Origin of the sequence: Burkholderia sp. RF4-BP95 (assembly GCF_001521985.1) — a bacterium.
In the GTDB taxonomy this organism is placed as follows: Bacteria; Pseudomonadota; Gammaproteobacteria; order Burkholderiales; family Burkholderiaceae; genus Burkholderia; species Burkholderia diffusa.
Genome location: NZ_LOSX01000049.1, coordinates 42,679 through 60,177, shown reverse-complemented (window position 1 = coordinate 60,177; position 17,499 = coordinate 42,679). Strand labels below are relative to the sequence as shown.

Below are 17,499 nucleotides of genomic sequence, written 5' to 3'. Positions count from 1 at the left end.
CAACGACGCCGGATAGATTGGTGCAAAGCCACCACACATCAACGTCAGCGTTGCAAAAACGGGGGTGACCATAGATTAACCTCAGGCATCGGAACAACCGAGGCCGAGGAGATGGGCAAGCCGATCATCGACGACGAATTGTGGACACTGATCGAGCCGTTAATGCCGCCATCCAAGCCGCGACGCGAGAAGAACCCGGGCCGCCTGCCTGTTTCGAATCGCGCCGCGCTGACCGGCATCTTGTTCGTTCTCAAGACCGGACTACGCTGGCGTGACCTGCCTGCCGAGATGGGTTGCGGCTCGGGCGTGACATGTTGGCGGCGGCTGCGCGACTGGCAGGCGGCCGGTGTGTGGGACCGCTTGCACGAGCTGCTACTCGCGAAGCTGCGAGCAGCAGACCAGATCGACTTCTCGCGAGCCGCTGTCGATTCGTCATCGATTCGCGCCGTTGGGGCGGGCCAAAAACTGGGCCAAACCCTACCGATCGCGCTCGACCCGGTTCGAAGCACCACATCGTCACCGATGCCAACGGCACACCGCTTGCCGCGATCCTGACCGGCGCGAACGTCAACGACGTCACGCAATTGCTGCCGCTGATCGACGCGATTCCACCGATTCGCGGATTGCGCGGCCACTCACTGCAGAGACCGCGTGTGGTCTACGCCGACCGCGGATACGACTCCGAGCGACATCGAAAAGCGTTGCGCAATCGTGGTAGCGAACCGGTGATTGCCAAGCGTCGTACCGAAACACCGCAGCGGCCTTGGAAAATATCGCTGGGTCGTTGAACGCACGCATGCTTGGCTGCATCACTTCCGTCGCCTCCGTATTCGTTTCGAGCGCCGTGCCGACATTCACGGCGCGTTCCTCAAACTCGGTTGCTGCCTGATCTGCTGGAATACCCCTCGACGTACCGATCGGCATATTTGAAAACAACTGCAAGATTGGTGAAAGCGGGGTGGGATTGAGATTATAATTTCCGCTGACCGGGAGGGTATTTAAATGAAAAAAATTCATCCGTTTATATTATTTTTGATTTTTTTATTCGGCTGCGTCAATGCGCCTGTCATTCAATCGCCCAGCCAGCTTGCAGCAACTCACGGCTATGTATACGTTTCCATCCCAAAAGGGAGTGCGAGCGATAGTGTACAACTGGAGTCTCTGAAAGACAATTCCACTTTTTTGCTGCAGCCGCACCCGGGCATTGATTCGTATGGGGCGGGGCTTTGGATTCCGGCTGGCGAGTATCGACTGGCGAAATGGAAAAATTACAATCTGATAGATTATCCAAAAATAGAAGTTCAGCGAGGCCGGATAACGGACCTTGGTGGCTTGATTCAATTGCCGATTGGGGGATATAAATTTGTGGTGCTCCCGGTTAGGCATAGGGAATTTGTTGAAAACTTAAATTCCATCGCAAATGAATATCAATCGGTTTTGATGTCGAAATATCCGATCGAATGGGAGGTTCAGAAAGTGCCCGCGCCCATTGAAACCATATATCCCGTTACGGGGCTTGGCTTGCTGGCCGACTTATTGATGGATTATGAACGGCACGTCAACAGGCCAGCCATAAGCAAGCAACTTGTCGACACGCGGGCGGCGAATGATTTCTTTCAGTTATGGAAAACTGCAGCTCCGCCATTGACTCGGAAATTTGAACACGACGCATCTGGCAACCTGTACTACGGTGCGGATATGGGTCAAATTCGGATCAGAGGCCCTCAGGGGAACTGGAGATCGCTGGATACAGGCTCGCTCCACGAAGTAACTGCCGTCAAGGTAGACGGCAAAGCACTTCTGGCCGGATTCGACAACGGTGTTATTCGTGTCACCGAAGTTGGGCGGGGGGACTGGAAAATTCTTGCCGCCATGGGAAGTGATGCCAGAATCGTTGATATCGATCGAAAAGCCAACCGATGGTTCGTGGCGGTGGCACGAGGCGTGGTAAATGGTCCTGTCTGGAAGGAGATAAATAATATCGAAATCTATCAATCTGGCGATAATGATTTGCGGGATCTGGTCAAGATAAAGCAAATTGGCGGCGGAAAAGGACTCAAGGCAATTAATGCGTTTCCCGGGCAGATTGAGTCAATCGGCGATTTCTACTATGTTGGCACCCCGTCTCAACTATTAAGACTAAATTTGTCCACGATGGCGTGGACCCCAGTTACCCCGCCCACCGAAATGACCGGCTTTCACGCATCATCTGCATCCGGAGTGCTGACCGCTTATCATGCTCAAGGCGCTTTTTCCAAGTTGTACTTGTCAAGCGACAATGGTGAAACTTGGTTGAAATACAATACTCCGCCGTACGTTTTCTCGGATATTCGGTTTGATAATCTCAGCGAGGGAAGAGCGGTGCGTTGGAATACAGGAGTATTTAGCTCGGATATTGAATTAAGGGAATTCGATCGTGAGAGCGGTTCGTGGAAAACGCTTACGGAAGCGCCGCATGGCTGCCGGCGCATGTTGCCGGACACGAGCGGCACGCCAAGATTTTGCATAACGGCAGCCGGCAGTATTCTCAGCTATATAGATTCAAAGTGGTCGGTTGAATACGCTGCAGACTAGCAGGCTGCTGAAACAGGGGGCTGGTCAGCGAAGCGCGCTTCGGGAAACAAAGCGTCAGCGGACTCTTCTTCCGCTGTCGCTTGGTGCGAGGTAGTGACAGTTCGATCAGCATCCAGGGTTCGCCGTTGATGATCGGCTTGCCCATCTCCCCGGCCCCGGTTGTTCCAATGCCAGAGGCTAACAGCTCGCCGCGGACGTCGAGCCCAAAACAGCATTTTGAAACCGTCTCTAAGCAATCGCGGCGGCTGCGTTGAGCGGCTGCTTGTTTTTTCGCAGCCGGGCGAGTGTTGGCGATTCGGTATCCGCCTCGAGTTGGAGATATCCGAATCTAGTGTGACCGGCTAAAAGCGGGACGCCAGTTCGGCCACAAAGGGACAGTCGCCGGGTCTGCGCGTACAGTCGGCGCCGCATGCCCGCAAATCCGTACCGCGCGCCTTCAAGGCCGGGGGCTGCCGGATCAAAACCTGTCGACATCGATCACCGCCTGCGCAAACGCTCGCGGTGCCTCCTGCGGCAGATTGTGGCCAATGCCGCCGGTGAGCGTGCGATGTTCGTATTTGCCAGTGAACTTCGACGCGTACACGCCCGGCGGCACGTGAAAGGCGCCGTTGGCATCGCCCTCCATTGTGATGCTGGGAACGGTGATGGGCGGCGCCGACGCTAGCTGCTGCTCGTATTCGTCGTATTTCGGCTCGCCCGTGGCGAGACCTTGTCGCCAGCGATAGTTGTGGATCGTGATGGCGACATGGTCGGGGTTCTTGAATGCCGGTGCGCTTCGCTCGAAGGTGGCGTCGTCGAAGTTCCATTTCGGAGAGGCTTGTCTCCAGATGAGTTTGACGAAGTCGAGTGTGTATTTCTCGTAGCCCGCGCGCCCGCGATCCGTTGCGAAATAGAACTGATACCACCACTGCAACTCGCCCTCCGGTGGCAGCGGCTTCTTTCCCGCCTCCTGATTGCCGATCAGGTAGCCGCTCACCGATACCAGGCCTTTGCATCGCTGCGGCCATAGCACGGCGATGATGTCGGCGGTACGCGCGCCCCAGTCGAACGCGCCGAAGACGGCCTTCTGGATGTTGAGTGCATCCATCAGCGCGATGATGTCGAGCGCGACGGCCGTTGGCTGACCGTTGCGCATGGTCTGGTCCGACAGGAAGGACGTCGTGCCGTAACCGCGCAGATAAGGGACGATCACCCGGTATCCCTTCGCGCCGAGCGCCGGTGCAACGTCGACGAAGCTGTGTATGTCATACGGCCAGCCATGTAGCAGGATGACGGGTGGTCCGTCGGCCGGACCGACCTCGGCGTAGCCGATGTTTAGGAGCCCCGCATTCACCTGCTTGATCGACGTGAACGACGTACGAGCGCCCGGGTGGATTCGCGGAATCGATGGAGTTTTCGAAGATGGATTCTGGGCCTGCGCGGATCGCAGCACTTCGAATTGCGCCGCAACGAGCGCACCGGCCGCCATGCGCGCGAAGCCACGCCGACGTGAGTCAAACTCTTGTGGCATTTTCTTCTCCCTGGTCGATTCGGCTAACGGACGAACGGCTGGACGAGTGTGCCTTCGCAAAATCTTAGTCGATTGGAAAAAGGTTGCAAGCTCAATCGAAACGAACACAAACCCTTCACGATTGCAGGACGCAAGATGGCAATGCGGGTGTCTCATACAAGCGATGCAAGGTGAATTGCGCCATCACCGTCACTGTGCCTGTTCGGATGCTCTTGAATCATCTCAACAATCCGGTACGAGCCGTTACACGTACGACAAACACTCGATAATAGGCAGCTACGCCAAGGCGGCCCCGAACGCCAGAGCGCTAAGGGGCGGTGCGACGAACTGAACTCTGTCGACACGGCTTTGCCCCTGATTGAGAGGGTGTCCTAGTGACCGAGTGTAGCCATCATTCCGGACGAATAGCGCTCGCCAGCTGCAGCGCCGAACGGAGCGGCTGCATCCAGGGCGTTCATCTCGTCCTGGGTCAGCGTGATAGCGACTGCGGCGACGTTCTCTTCGAGATACCTGATGCGTCGCGTTCCCGGAATGGGCACCGTTCCGGTACTCGTCACCCATGCAAGGGCGAGCTGAGACGGCATGACGCCCTTTGCTTCAGCGATCTCGGCGATGCGGTCGACCAACAGTAGATTGGACTGGAGGTTATCTCCGAGGAAGCGTGGATCGAACCGGCGGAAGTCGGTCGGATGCAGGTTGTCCAGATGCTTCAGCGCACCGGTCAAGAAGCCCCGGCCGAGCGGCGAGTAGGAGACAAAACCGATTCCCAGCTCTCGGACGGTCGCCAGCACATCGTTGTGCTCGACGCTACGCTCGAACAGGGAATATTCCATTTGGACGGCCGTGAGCGGATGAACCGCGTGGGCTTTCCGGATCGTCTTTGCCGATGCCTCGGAAAGGCCGAGGTAGCGTATCTTGCCTTCGTGCACGAGGTCGGCCAGCGCGCCGATCGTCACTTCGATCGGCGTTGCTGGATCGATGCGATGCAGGTAGACGAGGTCGATGACGTCGGTCCTCAGGCGTCGCAGCGATCCTTCGACCGACTTTCGGATATCCGACGGATCGCCCGTGACCAAGGGCTTTTCACCTTCCATGGCGAGCTTGCCGTGCTCGGTGAAGCGAAATCCTGCCTTGGTCGACAGGATGACCTTGTCGCGCTTGCCCATAAAGGCCTTGCCGAGAAGCTCCTCGTTCATGAATGGGCCGTAGACCTCCGCCGTATCGAAGAACGTCACACCGAGGTCGAGGGCTCGCATGAGGGTTGCAAGGCCTTCCTGCTCGTCGCAGGGCCCGTAGGTCGTGCTCATTCCCATGCACCCAAGGCCTTGCGCGCTGACCGCCATGCCTTGGCTGCCGAGTGATACCGTTCGCATGTTCTTTTCTCCTGGCTATGTTGCCTCAGTGGTTAGTGACAAGGCGCGACTGGTTGTCCCGAGTCGCATCGAATTTGCTCAATCCAGCGTCGCGCCCGTCAGTTGTTCGCTGAGCTGCCACAAACGGCCGGCGGAGATGGGGTCGATGGCACGGGGCCTGACGCCGTGCATTTCAGCGCTCCCGTCGCTGGGAAGCGCGATGGCGATGTCGCAATCGGCGCAGTAGACGCCGCCCATGCCGGCCAGCTGAGGGCTCGTCGCGCACCACACGGAGGTGGCCGCCCCCTGCTCGGGCGTCTTCTTGTTGTTTTCCGGATCAATGACCGGCTTGCCCTCGGCATCGAAGATCTGGCTCGCCTCGATCTCGGCGGGCAGCATGTGGCGGGCTAGCGGAGTGGCAATGCCACCGGGATGGACGGCGAATGCGCGCACGTTCCGGTGGCGGCCAATTGAATCCAGCGCGACAGCGAACAAGGCGTTCGCGGTTTTGGCCTGGCCGTAGGCTATCCATCGGTCGTATTCACGCCGCTCGAAGTGAGGGTCGTGAAAATCGATACCGGCGCGGCGATGTCCGTAGGAGCTGAGCGCTACGACGCGAGCCCCCTCCGCGTGCACGAGTGCGGGCCATAGCCGGCAGGTGAGTTGGAAATGGCCGAGGTGGTTGGCCGCGAACTGCATTTCGTAGCCGCGCGCATCGCGTGTCAGCGGTGCGGCCATGACTCCAGCGTTGTTGACAAGAATGTCCAGCTTGTCCGTCAGCGACAGTACGCGACTGGCGAATCGGTCTATCGCTGCAGGCTCCAGCAGGTCCATCGCTTCCACGATGACGTCAGGCATGGTCGCGAGGGCTGCTTTAGCCTTGGCTGTATCGCGGGCCGGCACGATGACCCTGGCGCCTGCGGAACGGAATGCGCGGACGGTCTCGATTCCGATACCTGAAGCGCCGCCGGTTACCACGACGGTCTTGCCCGTAAGGTTGATGCCACGGATCACCTCGTCGGCGGTCGAGGCGGGGCCGAAGCCTGAACCGATCGGTTTTTGAGGCGTGTGCGTCATACGGTTTCCTCGTTCAATTCTGCGTTTGGGACGCTCCATTGAATCGCAGGGACCGTTCGCGGTGGTAGCGCAATGCCGCCAATTTCTTGCACAATCCTGTCAATTGGTGTTTCCGGAACGGGGGCAATGCCCTGAGGCGTTTGGAGGCAGGCTTGGACCACTTGTACGAACTTCGCGCGCTGGTCGAGCGCCATGGCCAGGAAAGCCCGACCGAAACCGCCGTTGGCGGGCTGACGCTTTATGTCGAGACGGATCCCTCCGTGGTCACCTACGTGGTCCACCGGCCGGTTTTGGCCCTAATCCTGGGCGGCGCAAAACGGACGGTGCTGGGAGGCCGGATATTCGACATCGTGCCGGGCGACTACGTAGCCGTGTCCGTGGACCTGCCAGCGACAGGGCAGGTCACCCAGGCGCCATACTCCGCCGTCACGCTGGACCTGGACTTAGGCATGCTCGCGAGCTTGATCGCCGAGCCCACGGCGCCTCAGGGGGGCGCCGCCGGCGTGGAGGTCAACCACGCTGGGCCCGATTTGCTTGATGCGATGTGGAGATTGGTCAGGTTGCTCGACCGGCCGGAGGACATTGCAGTCCTTGCGCCCATGATCCGGCGCGAGGTGTTCTGGCGGATTCTGCAAAGCCCGTGTGGCCCCATGGTCCGTCAGATTGCCATGGCGGACAGTCGCCTCTCGCAGGTGAGCCGTGCCATCACATGGCTGCGCACCAATTTTTCGGAGTCGGTGCGGGTCGAACGCTTGGCCGCGTTGGCAGGGATGAGCGCAGTTTCTTTCCACCGCCATTTCAAGGCGGCAACCGCCATGAGCCCGCTTCAATATCAAAAGCAAATCCGCCTCCAGACCGCTCGCGCCCGACTTTTGGCGCAACAAGGAGATGTCGCAGGCGTCGGCTTTAGCGTGGGCTATGAAAGCCCGAGTCAATTCAGCCGTGAATACGCACGCCAATTTGGAGTGTCTCCCGCGCGTGACATGGCCCGTTTCCACGGGGCAGGAGCGCGCTCCCAATGCGTTGCAGACTAGCGATGCCGTTTCTCTCGTTCGACGCTCCCCCAGGGGGCGTCTGGCCCGCAACGAACACCCATCGATAATCAAATTTGCAACGCGTGGAATGACGGTGACGATCTGATATCCGCCATTGGAACGCCAAGCGGTCGACCGGCAGCAAGGGCGCGCCAACCGACCACCACGCAAATCCACGAAGACCCAAATATTTCGTCCATCCCGCGACGGATTTCCCGCCAGCCACCGTTAAACACGGGTACGCATCGCGAGAGCCCCCGTCATGGACCATCCGAACGACATCTCACCGGCCGCCATCGCGCTGAACCGTTTCGGTCTCGGCGCGCGGCCTGACGAAGCACCGCCTGCCGATCCGAAGGCCGCGCTGGTCGCCCAGTTCGACCGCTACGACCCGAGGCCGGCCGCATGGGCCGGCGAACCCGACGCGGTCACGCTCGCCACGCGCTTTGCGACGACCCGCAACGCGATGACGAGCGACGACGCGGCGGCCAGGCGTGCGACCGAGCAGTCGATCCGCCGCGACGGCTACGACGCATATCGCAGCGCGGTCGCCGCACGACTGAACGGCGCGCTCGTCACGCCCGCGCCGTTCGTCGAGCGTCTGGTGCATTTCTGGGCGAACCATTTCGCGGTGTCGGTCGACAAGGGGCAGGTGGCCGCGTACGCGGGCGCATTCGAGCGCGATGCGATCCGCCCGCACGTGCTCGGCCGCTTCGAGGACATGCTCGTCGCAGTCGAGCAGCATCCCGCGATGCAGCTGTTCCTCGACCAGGCGCGCTCGGTCGGCCCCGACAGCCCGGCCGCGCTGCGCGCCGAAGCCCGCAATCCGGCGGCGCGACGCGGCCTCAACGAGAACCTCGCGCGCGAAATCATGGAACTGCATACGCTCGGCGTACGGACCGGCTACACCCAAGCGGACGTGACGGAATTCGCGCGCGCGCTGACCGGCTGGAGCATCGCGGGCGGACGCGGGCCGCAGCCCGGCGATGCGGCGCCGGGCGCTTTCGTGTTCCGTCCGAAGCTGCACGAACCGGGCGCCCGCACGGTGATGGGACGCACGTATGGCCAGCAGGGCGAAGCGCAGGCACGCGCGATCCTGGCCGACCTGGCACGTTCGCCGGCGACGGGCCGGCATATCGCGTTCCAGCTCGCCCGCCATTTCGTCGCCGACAATCCGCCGCCCGCGCTCACCGACCGGCTCGCCCGCGCATTCGAGACGAGCGGCGGCGATTTGCCGACCGTCTATCGTGCGCTGGTCGATGCGCCCGATGCGTGGTCGCCGGTCAATCGCAAGTTCAAGACGCCGTGGGAGTGGGCCGTGTCGTCGCTGCGCGGGCTCGGTTGGCGCGACACGGGCGACCTGAAGGCCGCGCCGCTGCTCGCGCAGCTCGGCCAGCCGGTATGGCGGCCCGGGTCGCCGGCAGGTTACGACGACGTTGCCGCGAGCTGGGCCGCGCCCGACGCGCTGGTGCGCCGCGTCGAGATCGCGCAGCGGCTGGCTGCACGCACGGGCGACCGGCTCGACCCGCGCACGCTCGGCAATACGCTGCTGGCCGGCTCGCTGAGCGCGCCGACGGCGACCGCGCTGTCGCGTGCCGAAAGCGCGACCACATCGCTCGCGCTGCTGCTCGTGTCGCCCGATTTCCAACGGAGATGAACATGGCCCGATCCTTGACCCGTCGACATTTCCTGAGTGTCGCCGCGGCCGGTGCGGGCGCGATCCTCGTCGCGCCGCGCATCGTGTTCGCGAACGTCGAAACCGACCGGCGCTTCGTATTCGTGATCCAGCGTGGCGCCGCCGACGGGCTGAACATCGTCGTCCCGTATGCGGAGCCGGCGTATGCGTCGCTGCGCGGCCCGCTGGCGATCGACGCCGCAGCGGCGACACGCATCGACGGCACGTTCGCGCTCCATCCGTCGCTCGTGCAGACGGCGCAGATGTTTCGCGACAAGCAGGCGCTGTTCGTCCACGCGATCGCGTCGCCGTATCGCGACCGCTCGCATTTCGACGGCCAGAACGTGCTGGAGACGGGCGGGCGCGCGCCGTACCAGGTGAGGGACGGCTGGCTGAACCGGCTCGCCGCGATGTTGCCGGCGACGCGCGACCGCGCGATCGCGTTCGCGCCGACGGTGCCGCTCGCGTTGCGCGGCAGCGTGCAGGCCGCGTCGTATGCGGCGTCCGGTCTGCCGGCCGCGCCGGACGACCTGCTCGCGCGCGTGTCGGCGCTTTACGAGGCCGACGCGCAGCTCGGGCCGCTGTGGCAGTCGGCGATGGCCGCGCGGGGCCTCGCCGGCGATGCGCATGCGCGCCAGGATCCGGCGGGCGTCGGCAAGCTTGCGGCGACGTTTCTCGCGCGCGACGACGGCCCGCGGATCGCGATGATCGAGACGGGCGGCTGGGACACGCACAGCGCGCAGAACGCGCGGCTCGCGAATCAGTTGAAGGCACTCGACACGATGCTCGCCGCGTTGCGCGACGGACTCGGGCCCGTGTGGCAGCAGACCACGGTGCTCGTCGCGACCGAGTTCGGCCGCACCGCCGCCGCGAACGGCACGGGCGGCACCGATCACGGGCAGGCGTCGGTCGCGATGCTGGCGGGCGGGGCGGTCGCGGGCGGGCGCGTGATCGCCGACTGGCCCGGCTTGCGGCCGGGCGACCTGTATGAAGGGCGCGACCTGAAGCCGACCGCGTCGCTCGATGCGCTGATCGCGGGCGCGGCCGCCGAAAGCCTGCGGCTCGATCCCGGCCATACCGCGGCCACGCTGTTCGCGCAAAGCGGCGCGACGCGGCCGATGACGGGCCTCGTTCGCGGAACCGCGTGACGCGCGGCAGGCGCGCGCCCGCATCCGCTAGCCGATGACATATGACACAACAGGGAGAATCGATGATGAAGATCCGATCCGTATCGCTTGCCGTGGTGGCGACGATGAGTGCCGTGCTGATGTCCGCCTGCGTGGTGGAACCGGCTCGGCCGCCGCAGCCCGCGCCGGTCGTCGAGGTGGCGCCGCCGCCGCCCGCGCCCGGTTATCGCTGGGCGAAGGGCCATTACCGCTGGGCCGGCAACCACTGGGCGTGGGTGCCCGGACATTGGGTGGCCGTGTATTGAAGCGCGCGCACGGCGCGTCGCTCACCAACCGATCCGATGCTTCTCCTCGGTTTCGCTGTGCCGCCAGTCGTCGTCCGCGTGCAGATACTGGCTCGTCGTCGTCAGCGACACGTGCCCGAGGTTGTCGCGCACGAGCCGCAGGTCGACGCGGCCATCGGCCATGTGCGAACCCGCACTGTGGCGCAGCCAGTGCGCGGATGCCTGTTCGAGCACGCGCGCCTGTTCCTCGCCTCCATTCCCTTGCGCACGCAACCGATCGGCCGCGAACCGGAACACCTGCTTCACGATCCGGTGCAGCGCCGCGCGCGTGAGCGGCTTGCGCGTGCGATTGGCCGGCAGCACGAGCGGCGTGGATTCGCCGTCGGCCGGCTGCGCGGGCAGGCCATGCGCGCGCCGGTAGCGCGCGAGCTCGGCCATCATCTCGGCGGTGGCCGGCACGAGCCGCTGCCGGCCGCCTTTGCCGGTCACGTCGAGCCACCAGCGGTCGCGCCCGTTCGCATCGCGCCGTGCAAAGAAGTGTCCCATCGTGGTGTCGGCTGCTTCGGTGATGCGCAGCCCGCCGAGATACAGCAGCGTGAACACCCAGCGCGCGCGATCCGCATGGAGGGCGGCGCGCGCGTCGTCGCGCGGCATCGCGGCGATCGCGTCCTTGACCGCCTGCCACAGCGGCGGCCCGAGATGGCGCGTGACGCGCGGCGCGGGCCGTCGTTGCCGCTGCCGGGACAGCGCGAGCGGATTGCCGGCGAGATAGCCGGCCTGCACGAGCCACGAGAACATCACGTTCAGGATCACCATCGCCTGCCGCTGGCTGGCCGCCGACAGCGGGCCGTAGAACGGCCGCCAGCGCGGGTCGCCGCGCGGATGCTTGCGGCCGCCGTTCGCGCACCAGAGTTCGGCCGGCGTGGGCGCGAGCAGGAACTGCCGGTAGCCGACGAGATCCTCGTGCGTGAGCGACGACAGCGGTTTGCCGCACGCGATCACGGCCCACAGCAGCAGGCGTTCGGCTTCCTTGCGGTAATTCTGGAACGTGGTGGGCGTATCGACGAAGCGTGCGAGCCACGCGCGCACGGCGTCGAGATCATGCGTCGCGGCGATCTGCGGATGCGCGCTGGTCGAGCGGTTGGTGCCCGCGCGTCCGTCGAGCGCGGCCGGCACGGTCAGCGTATCGATCGGCTGCGGCCGCAGCGCGACGCCGGACGGAACGGGTGAGGTCATGCGAAGAGGGGGCGCGGCTCGCCGATGACCGGGCGGGCGCACGCGGCGCGATGAAGCGTACGAGGAAGCGTCGATGGTAATACACGATCGTCATTTGGCGAAACGCAACGAGTGTCCAGTTGGCGCTTATACCGTCTACATCGGTCGTTCAGGCGCGAACCATTTCCTGCTTTCCGGTGTCAGCAGCAGTACTGCGGCGATGAGAAGCAGCGCATGGATCAATCCGAATCGATAGTGCTGATAGCCGTAGAAGAGCGATGACACGTTCAGCGTCAAAGTGACGATAAGCCGCCATGTTTCGCGCACCTCACCCCAGCGACAACACGCTGTTCAGCAACGTCCGCACCAGCGTCGCCTGCCGCGTGACGCCCGTCTTCGAAAAGATCGCGCGCAGATGCGAGCGCGCGGTGTTCTTGCTGATGTCGAGCTCGTCGGCGGCTTCCTCGAGCGTCGATCCGTTGACGAGCGCGAGCGCCAGGGCGGTCTCGGCCGGCGTGAGGTCGAACAGCTTGCGCACGATGTCGTGCGACGCCTGCGACTTGCGTTCGCCATCGCGGATGAAGATCGCGCACGCGGGCCGGCGCGGATTGTCCTCCGACCATTCGCTGAGCGGGACCGTGCGAATCAGCACGCCGAGCGGCGGCTTGCCGGACGGGCGCGGCACGGCGATCGCCTGCGCGACCGTCGGCGCGCCGCCCGCGCGCTCCGCGAGCACTTGCCGGATCAGCTTCTGCAGCTTGCGGTTCTCCAGCGGATACGCGGCCTCGAGCGTGCCGCCGCGCACGCGCAGGCCGTCGCATTCGGCGAAGATCTCGTCCGCGACGGAGTTGGTCTTCATGATCGTGCCGCGCTCGTCGAGGATCGCGGTCGCGACGAGCATGCGGTCGATCGTGCTCGCGTACAGCATGCGCTCCGATTCGACCATCCCGAACTTCGCATGCAGGCGCACCGCGCGCTTCAGGTGCGGCAGCAGCGCGTTGCAGACGGCCTTGTCGGTCACGGAGAACGCGCGGCCGTGATGCGAGCGGCACACGCGGAACCGGCATTCGATCCCGTCGGGCGTGCGCAGGTCCGCACCCATCAGGTAGCCGACGTCGAACGGCTCGAGAAACTCGCGATACATCGCGCTGCCGCGCCACACGCCGACGCCGAGCAGCTCGTCGACGGTGACGACGCGATCGCTCGGCAGGTTCACGAACGGATCGAGCGCGTAATAGTAGTTGTTGTACGAGGCGACGCCCGGCAGCGGCGCGCCGTGCCCGGACGCATTGATCATCAGCCCCGTGTGACCGCTGGCGGGCCAGCGCAGGATCATCGTCACGTAGTTCGCGTCCAGGTGCGCGCGGATCCGTTCGAGGGCACCGCCCCATGGCACGTCCTCCAGCGGGCCTTCGTAGATGGTCGCGAGCAGCGCGTCGAACTGCTCGAGCGTCAGGCTCGATCGGGCAAGGCTCGGGGGAAGGGCCGGGGGCGCCGTGGTCATCGGGGGTGTCTCCTGTTGCCGCCGCCGGGTCGCGGTGCGCCGGGCGTGCGGGTGCGTGCACGGGCGTATCCGGACCGCCGGCGGCGGCGCGCAGCGGCCTGCACCGGAATACGGTAGCGCGCCGGCGCACGCGCGACATCGCACGAATGAGGGTGGCGGCACGCCGTTGTAAGCAATTCGTGAACTTTCCCGAAACGCCGTTCGTCTAATCGGCCCGCCAACGCTTCCCGAGGAACACCCGATGATTCGCAAGACCAGAACGCTGCTCGGCGCGGCCATGATCGCAGGCAGCACGCTGCTCGCCGGATGCCAGACCGACGCGGCCGCGACGGACGCGCGCGCGGCCCGCCCGGCCGACGGCCGGCCCGTGACCCGGACCGTGTATGTCGCGCCGCAGGCGGCGCGCTGCACGGGCGTCGCGCCGATGGACTGCCTGCAGGTGCGCAGCAGCCCGGCGGAGCCGTGGAGCCTGTGGTACGCCGGTATCGAGGGCTTTGCGTACCAGCCCGGCTATCAATATGTGCTGGAAGTCGACGAATACCGCGTCGCGCAGCCGCCGGCCGACGGTTCGTCGATCCGCTGGGTGCTCAAGCGGGTCGTCGAGCGCCGTCAGGTGAACTGACGGCCGGCCGTGCCCGCCCGTGGCGCCGCTTACGCGGACGGGCGCGGCGCGACCGGCCTCGGCGGCGCGGCGGCATCGATCCGCCGGAACACGACGGACGACAGCAGCGTGACCGAGCCCATGCAGACGAACGAAAGCACGAAGCCGTTCGCCATCGAGCCCCAATGCGCGGCGAACAGGTTCACGAGCCCGCCGCCGATCGACACGCCGAGCCCCATCGCCAGCATCTGCATCATCGTGAACAGGCTGTTGCCGCTGCCGGCGTCGGCGTGCGACAGGCCCTTCAGCGTCACGGCGTTCATCGCGGCGAACTGCATCGAGTTCGCGGCGCCGAACACGATCAGCAACGCAATCTCCAGTGCCGGCGCGGGCCGTGCCGAGACCAGCGCGAACCCCGCGATCGCGCAGCCGACGATCCCCGTGTTCACGACCAGGAACGTCGCATAGCCGAAGCGTTTCGCGAGCGGCGCGATCCAGCGCTTCGCGATCACGCCGGCGATCGCGGCCGGCAGCATCATCATCCCCGACCGCAGCGGCGTATAGCCGAGCTGCACCTGCATCAGCAGCGGCAGCATGAACGGCACGGCGCTCGTCCCGATCCGGCACAGCAGGTTGCCGAGCAGCCCCGCACCGAAGTTCGGCTCGCGGAACAATCCGAGCCGGAACAGCGGCTGCGCACGGCGCCGCGCATGGGGCAGGTACGCGAGCGCGCTCGCCACGCCCAGCACGGCGAGCCCGATCGCCCAGCCGCTGCGGTGCGCGGGCATCGGCGGATCGATCGCGAGCGACAGCGCGATCATCGCGACCGACAGCAGCGCGCAGCCGACGAAGTCGAACGGCGGCGGCCGCATCGCCTGATCGTGCGGCAGGAAGCGCTGCACCGCGAGGAAGCCGACCATGCCGACCGGCACGTTGACGATGAACACCCAGTGCCAGGAAATCGCCTGCGTGAGCCAGCCGCCGAGCGTCGGCCCGACGATCGGGCCGAGCTGCGCGGCGATCGACACGAACGCGATCGCCGCGACGTACCGTTCTCCCGGCACGCGGCGCAACACCGCGAGCCGCCCGATCGGCAGCAGCATCGAGCCGCCGATGCCCTGCACGGCGCGCGCGACGACGAGCTGGCCGAGCGTGTGCGACGCCGCGCAGCCGATCGACGCGAGCGAGAACACCAGGATGGCAAGCGAGAACACGCGGCGCGTGCCGAACCGGTCGGCGAGCCAGCCGGACGCCGGCGTGAGCATCGCCATCGTCAGCGTGTAGACGACCACGACCGGCTGCATCGCGAGCGGCGACGCATGCAGGCTTTGCGCGATCGACGGCAGCGCGGTGTTGACGATCGTCGTGTCGAGCGACTGCATGAAGAACGCGGCGGCGACGATCCACAGCAGCGCGGAGTGTGAGGGTTCGCGGGACATGACGAAACGGCAAGTGCGGCGACCGGCGCGGAGGCGACGTGACGGGCGACGCGGCCCGGCAGGCTCGCGCCGGCGCACGGCCGGTCTTCAAGCGTTCGATGGTACCGATTCCGGTGGCCATCGGGAAGCTGCCCGAGGGCATTGACCGTCATCGAACGTGCCGATGAAGCGGCGGGACGCTCGATCCCGTCTGGCTCATGACCCGACACCGACCGTTCCCGCGGCATCCGGCCGGGTTCCCGCCGGCCGGATCGCGTGGCACGCGCGCCACACGTGGCCGCGTCACGCGGCGCGTTTCTGCGAAATCACCAGCAGCGCGCCGTTGCGGTCTTCCAGCACCGCGCGGTATTCGTGCGGCCCCGCCTGCACCGGCACGCGCACCGACGCGCCGGCCTTCACGACCCGCGCCATCGCCGCGTACAGGTCGTCGTCCTCGTCCACGCGCAGCGTAAGCGCCGCGCGTTCGACGATCTGCTCGTCGCCGGCCACCAGCGCGATCGTCAGCGGGCCGCCGTCGAGCGCGCAATAGCGGTCGCCGTCGCGGAACTTCACGTTCAGGCCGAGCCCGTCGACGAACAGCGGCAAGGCCGTGTCGATGTCGTCGACCGGGTACAGCAGCATCGATACCTTCATTCCCTCTCTCCCTCGTCGTGGTGTGTACGGCCGCACCGGGCCGTCGTTCGATGCTAGCGCGCGGTGCCGGCCGCGACGCAGTCTGTTCGGATGACGGTGAAACCCCTCTGTCCCCGCATGCATGCCGTTACTCCAAACAGACGATGCCCGTGCGGGCCCGCGCGCCGACACTCCCATCCGTGGACCGTCGCTATTCGTCCGTATCGTGCGGGCGGCTGCACGACCCCGACTCGTCCAACATACATGGAGACGCACGCAATGAAGTTTTCCCTCATCTACGAAGCCCAGACCACCGACGCATCGCGCGAGGGCGACCACCGGGTGTTCAAGGAGACGGTCGAGCAGGCGCTGCTGGCCGAGCAGGTCGGTTTCGACACGATCTGGTGCGTGGAGCACACGTCGCTGACCAACTATGCGCACATGAGCGCGCCGGAAACCTTCCTTGCGTACCTGGCCGGGCGCACGACGCGCATCGGCCTCGGTCACGGCGTCGTGTGCCTGCCGCCGGCGATGAACCATCCGATCAAGGTGGCCGAGCGCGTCGCGCTGCTCGACATCCTGTCGGGCGGCCGCGTGCATTTCGGCGTCGGCAAGGGCGGCAGCCAGCAGGAAGCGGGCGCGTTCGGCTACGACCTCAACGAACTGCAGCCGATGATCGACGAGTCGATGTACCTGGTGCCGAAGATGTTCGTGCAGGACGAGATCGAGCACGACGGCACGTACATCAAGATTCCGAAGCGTCCGATCCACCCGAAGCCGTTCCAGGATCCGCATCCGCCGATGTATCTCGCCTGCACGAACACCGACGCGCTGCTGCGTGCCGGCCAGCGCGGGATGGGCGCGCTGGTGCTCGGCTTCGGCGGCCCCGACGAAGTCGCGAAGAAGAACGCGATCTATCGCGAGGCATGGGCGAACCGCAAGCCGGAAGACCAGGTCGGCTTCCGCCCGACCCAGCACCTCGCGGCGCTGTGCCCGACGGTCGTGATGGCCGACGGCCAGAAGGCCCGCAAGATCGGCATCCGCGGCCAGCGCTACTTCATGGAATCGCTCGCGTACTGGTACACGGGCGGCGAGCGTCCGGACCCGGCGAAGTGGGGCGACGACCTCGTGCAGGCCGACACCGGCGAGATGGTGATCCGTTCGCGCTTCGCGTCGGAGGAAGTCGTCGTGAACTTCGCCGATCCGGCGCTCGCGATGATGAACCCGAACCACGCGTACGGCACGGTGGACGACTGCATCGGCTACGTGGGCCGCCTGCAGGAGGCGGGCGTCGACGAAGTGCTGTTCCTCTGCCAGATGGGCACGGTGCCGCACGACGCGCAGATGGAGACGATCCGCAACATCGGCGAGCACGTGATCCCGTTCTTCAACAAGGAGAAGGAGCGCGCCTGCGCGTAAGGCGGGCCGGGCCGCACCGCGCCCGTCGTCCCTTCGGACGATGCGGCGCGGCCGCGCGAGCCCGAGCATCGTCGGC

Annotated in this window: 14 protein-coding genes and 1 pseudogene; 8 read left to right on the top strand and 7 right to left on the bottom strand. The window is 65.1% G+C overall.

What is annotated here, in order from left to right; translation table 11 throughout:
- Positions 1 to 111: 111 nt before the first annotated feature.
- Both WS46_RS34125 and WS46_RS35440 read left to right on the top strand, forming a co-directional pair.
- Positions 112 to 930, top strand: a pseudogene (locus tag WS46_RS34125) (IS5 family transposase).
- Positions 931 to 1,002: 72 nt separating this feature from the next.
- The gene (locus WS46_RS35440; protein WP_156443151.1) at positions 1,003 to 2,574 is read left to right on the top strand and encodes a hypothetical protein; all 1,572 of its coding nucleotides are present in this window, start codon (positions 1,003 to 1,005) and stop codon (positions 2,572 to 2,574) included.
- Positions 2,575 to 3,031: 457 nt separating this feature from the next.
- Here the strand turns inward: WS46_RS35440 and WS46_RS18265 are convergent, their stop codons facing one another.
- The 3 genes from WS46_RS18265 to WS46_RS18255 all read right to left on the bottom strand — a co-directional run bounded on the left by WS46_RS18265 (position 3,032) and on the right by WS46_RS18255 (position 6,513).
- Entirely contained in the window at positions 3,032 to 4,084 is a 1,053-nt protein-coding gene (locus WS46_RS18265) for an alpha/beta fold hydrolase (protein ID WP_059691364.1), read from the bottom strand.
- Positions 4,085 to 4,455: 371 nt separating this feature from the next.
- Entirely contained in the window at positions 4,456 to 5,427 is a 972-nt protein-coding gene (locus WS46_RS18260) for an aldo/keto reductase (RefSeq protein WP_257130007.1), read from the bottom strand.
- Positions 5,428 to 5,535: 108 nt separating this feature from the next.
- Positions 5,536 to 6,513, bottom strand: coding sequence for an oxidoreductase (locus WS46_RS18255; protein ID WP_059691362.1), 978 nt, complete (start codon positions 6,511 to 6,513; stop codon positions 5,536 to 5,538).
- A 152-nt stretch (positions 6,514 to 6,665) separates the two neighbouring features.
- Here WS46_RS18255 and WS46_RS18250 point away from each other — a divergent pair, with 152 nt between their 5' ends.
- From WS46_RS18250 to WS46_RS18235, 4 genes are all read left to right on the top strand, one after another.
- The gene (locus tag WS46_RS18250; protein WP_059691367.1) at positions 6,666 to 7,547 is read left to right on the top strand and encodes an AraC family transcriptional regulator; all 882 of its coding nucleotides are present in this window, start codon (positions 6,666 to 6,668) and stop codon (positions 7,545 to 7,547) included.
- A gap of 262 nt (positions 7,548 to 7,809) precedes the next feature.
- Positions 7,810 to 9,204 (top strand): DUF1800 family protein, encoded by a 1,395-nt coding sequence (locus WS46_RS18245; RefSeq protein WP_059691361.1) that lies wholly within the window; start codon positions 7,810 to 7,812, stop codon positions 9,202 to 9,204.
- Between the two features lie 2 nt (positions 9,205 to 9,206).
- Positions 9,207 to 10,370, top strand: coding sequence for a DUF1501 domain-containing protein (locus WS46_RS18240; protein ID WP_059691360.1), 1,164 nt, complete (start codon positions 9,207 to 9,209; stop codon positions 10,368 to 10,370).
- A gap of 65 nt (positions 10,371 to 10,435) precedes the next feature.
- Complete coding sequence (locus WS46_RS18235; protein ID WP_059537645.1) at positions 10,436 to 10,654, top strand: YXWGXW repeat-containing protein; 219 nt, start codon at positions 10,436 to 10,438, stop codon at positions 10,652 to 10,654.
- A gap of 21 nt (positions 10,655 to 10,675) precedes the next feature.
- Here the strand turns inward: WS46_RS18235 and WS46_RS18230 are convergent, their stop codons facing one another.
- Positions 10,676 to 11,869: a tyrosine-type recombinase/integrase gene (locus WS46_RS18230; protein WP_059691359.1), complete on the bottom strand. Its 1,194-nt coding sequence runs from the start codon at positions 11,867 to 11,869 to the stop codon at positions 10,676 to 10,678.
- A gap of 307 nt (positions 11,870 to 12,176) precedes the next feature.
- Positions 12,177 to 13,352 carry a helix-turn-helix transcriptional regulator gene (locus tag WS46_RS18225; RefSeq protein WP_059691358.1) on the bottom strand — a complete coding sequence of 392 codons (1,176 nt, stop codon included), beginning with the start codon at positions 13,350 to 13,352 and terminating at the stop codon, positions 12,177 to 12,179.
- Positions 13,353 to 13,593: 241 nt separating this feature from the next.
- Here WS46_RS18225 and WS46_RS18220 point away from each other — a divergent pair, with 241 nt between their 5' ends.
- On the top strand, positions 13,594 to 13,974 hold the full coding sequence (locus tag WS46_RS18220; RefSeq protein ID WP_059691357.1) for a DUF4377 domain-containing protein: 381 nt from the start codon (positions 13,594 to 13,596) through the stop codon (positions 13,972 to 13,974).
- Positions 13,975 to 14,003: 29 nt separating this feature from the next.
- Here the strand turns inward: WS46_RS18220 and WS46_RS18215 are convergent, their stop codons facing one another.
- On the bottom strand, positions 14,004 to 15,392 hold the full coding sequence (locus tag WS46_RS18215; protein WP_059691356.1) for a DHA2 family efflux MFS transporter permease subunit: 1,389 nt from the start codon (positions 15,390 to 15,392) through the stop codon (positions 14,004 to 14,006).
- A 282-nt stretch (positions 15,393 to 15,674) separates the two neighbouring features.
- Positions 15,675 to 16,025, bottom strand: coding sequence for a VOC family protein (locus tag WS46_RS18210; RefSeq protein WP_057925050.1), 351 nt, complete (start codon positions 16,023 to 16,025; stop codon positions 15,675 to 15,677).
- Positions 16,026 to 16,283: 258 nt separating this feature from the next.
- On the opposite strand from WS46_RS18210, the gene WS46_RS18205 reads away from it, so the two are divergent.
- Positions 16,284 to 17,423, top strand: a complete 1,140-nt coding sequence (locus tag WS46_RS18205; RefSeq protein ID WP_059537661.1) for an LLM class flavin-dependent oxidoreductase — start codon at positions 16,284 to 16,286, stop codon at positions 17,421 to 17,423.
- Positions 17,424 to 17,499 lie beyond the last annotated feature (76 nt).

What these genes read in the sequence shown, in the direction of transcription:
- WS46_RS18255 (WP_059691362.1), bottom strand. Translation starts at nt 6,513, where the DNA reads ATGACGCACACGCCTCAAAAACCGATCGGTTCAGGCTTCGGCCCCGCC.
- WS46_RS18225 (WP_059691358.1), bottom strand. Translation starts at nt 13,352, where the DNA reads ATGACCACGGCGCCCCCGGCCCTTCCCCCGAGCCTTGCCCGATCGAGC.
- WS46_RS18205 (WP_059537661.1), top strand. Translation starts at nt 16,284, where the DNA reads ATGAAGTTTTCCCTCATCTACGAAGCCCAGACCACCGACGCATCGCGC.
- WS46_RS18230 (WP_059691359.1), bottom strand. Translation starts at nt 11,869, where the DNA reads ATGACCTCACCCGTTCCGTCCGGCGTCGCGCTGCGGCCGCAGCCGATC.
- WS46_RS18210 (WP_057925050.1), bottom strand. Translation starts at nt 16,025, where the DNA reads ATGAAGGTATCGATGCTGCTGTACCCGGTCGACGACATCGACACGGCC.
- WS46_RS35440 (WP_156443151.1), top strand. Translation starts at nt 1,003, where the DNA reads ATGAAAAAAATTCATCCGTTTATATTATTTTTGATTTTTTTATTCGGC.
- WS46_RS18235 (WP_059537645.1), top strand. Translation starts at nt 10,436, where the DNA reads ATGAAGATCCGATCCGTATCGCTTGCCGTGGTGGCGACGATGAGTGCC.
- WS46_RS18260 (WP_257130007.1), bottom strand. Translation starts at nt 5,427, where the DNA reads ATGGCGGTCAGCGCGCAAGGCCTTGGGTGCATGGGAATGAGCACGACC.
- WS46_RS18220 (WP_059691357.1), top strand. Translation starts at nt 13,594, where the DNA reads ATGATTCGCAAGACCAGAACGCTGCTCGGCGCGGCCATGATCGCAGGC.
- WS46_RS18215 (WP_059691356.1), bottom strand. Translation starts at nt 15,392, where the DNA reads ATGTCCCGCGAACCCTCACACTCCGCGCTGCTGTGGATCGTCGCCGCC.
- WS46_RS18240 (WP_059691360.1), top strand. Translation starts at nt 9,207, where the DNA reads ATGGCCCGATCCTTGACCCGTCGACATTTCCTGAGTGTCGCCGCGGCC.
- WS46_RS18245 (WP_059691361.1), top strand. Translation starts at nt 7,810, where the DNA reads ATGGACCATCCGAACGACATCTCACCGGCCGCCATCGCGCTGAACCGT.
- WS46_RS18265 (WP_059691364.1), bottom strand. Translation starts at nt 4,084, where the DNA reads ATGCCACAAGAGTTTGACTCACGTCGGCGTGGCTTCGCGCGCATGGCG.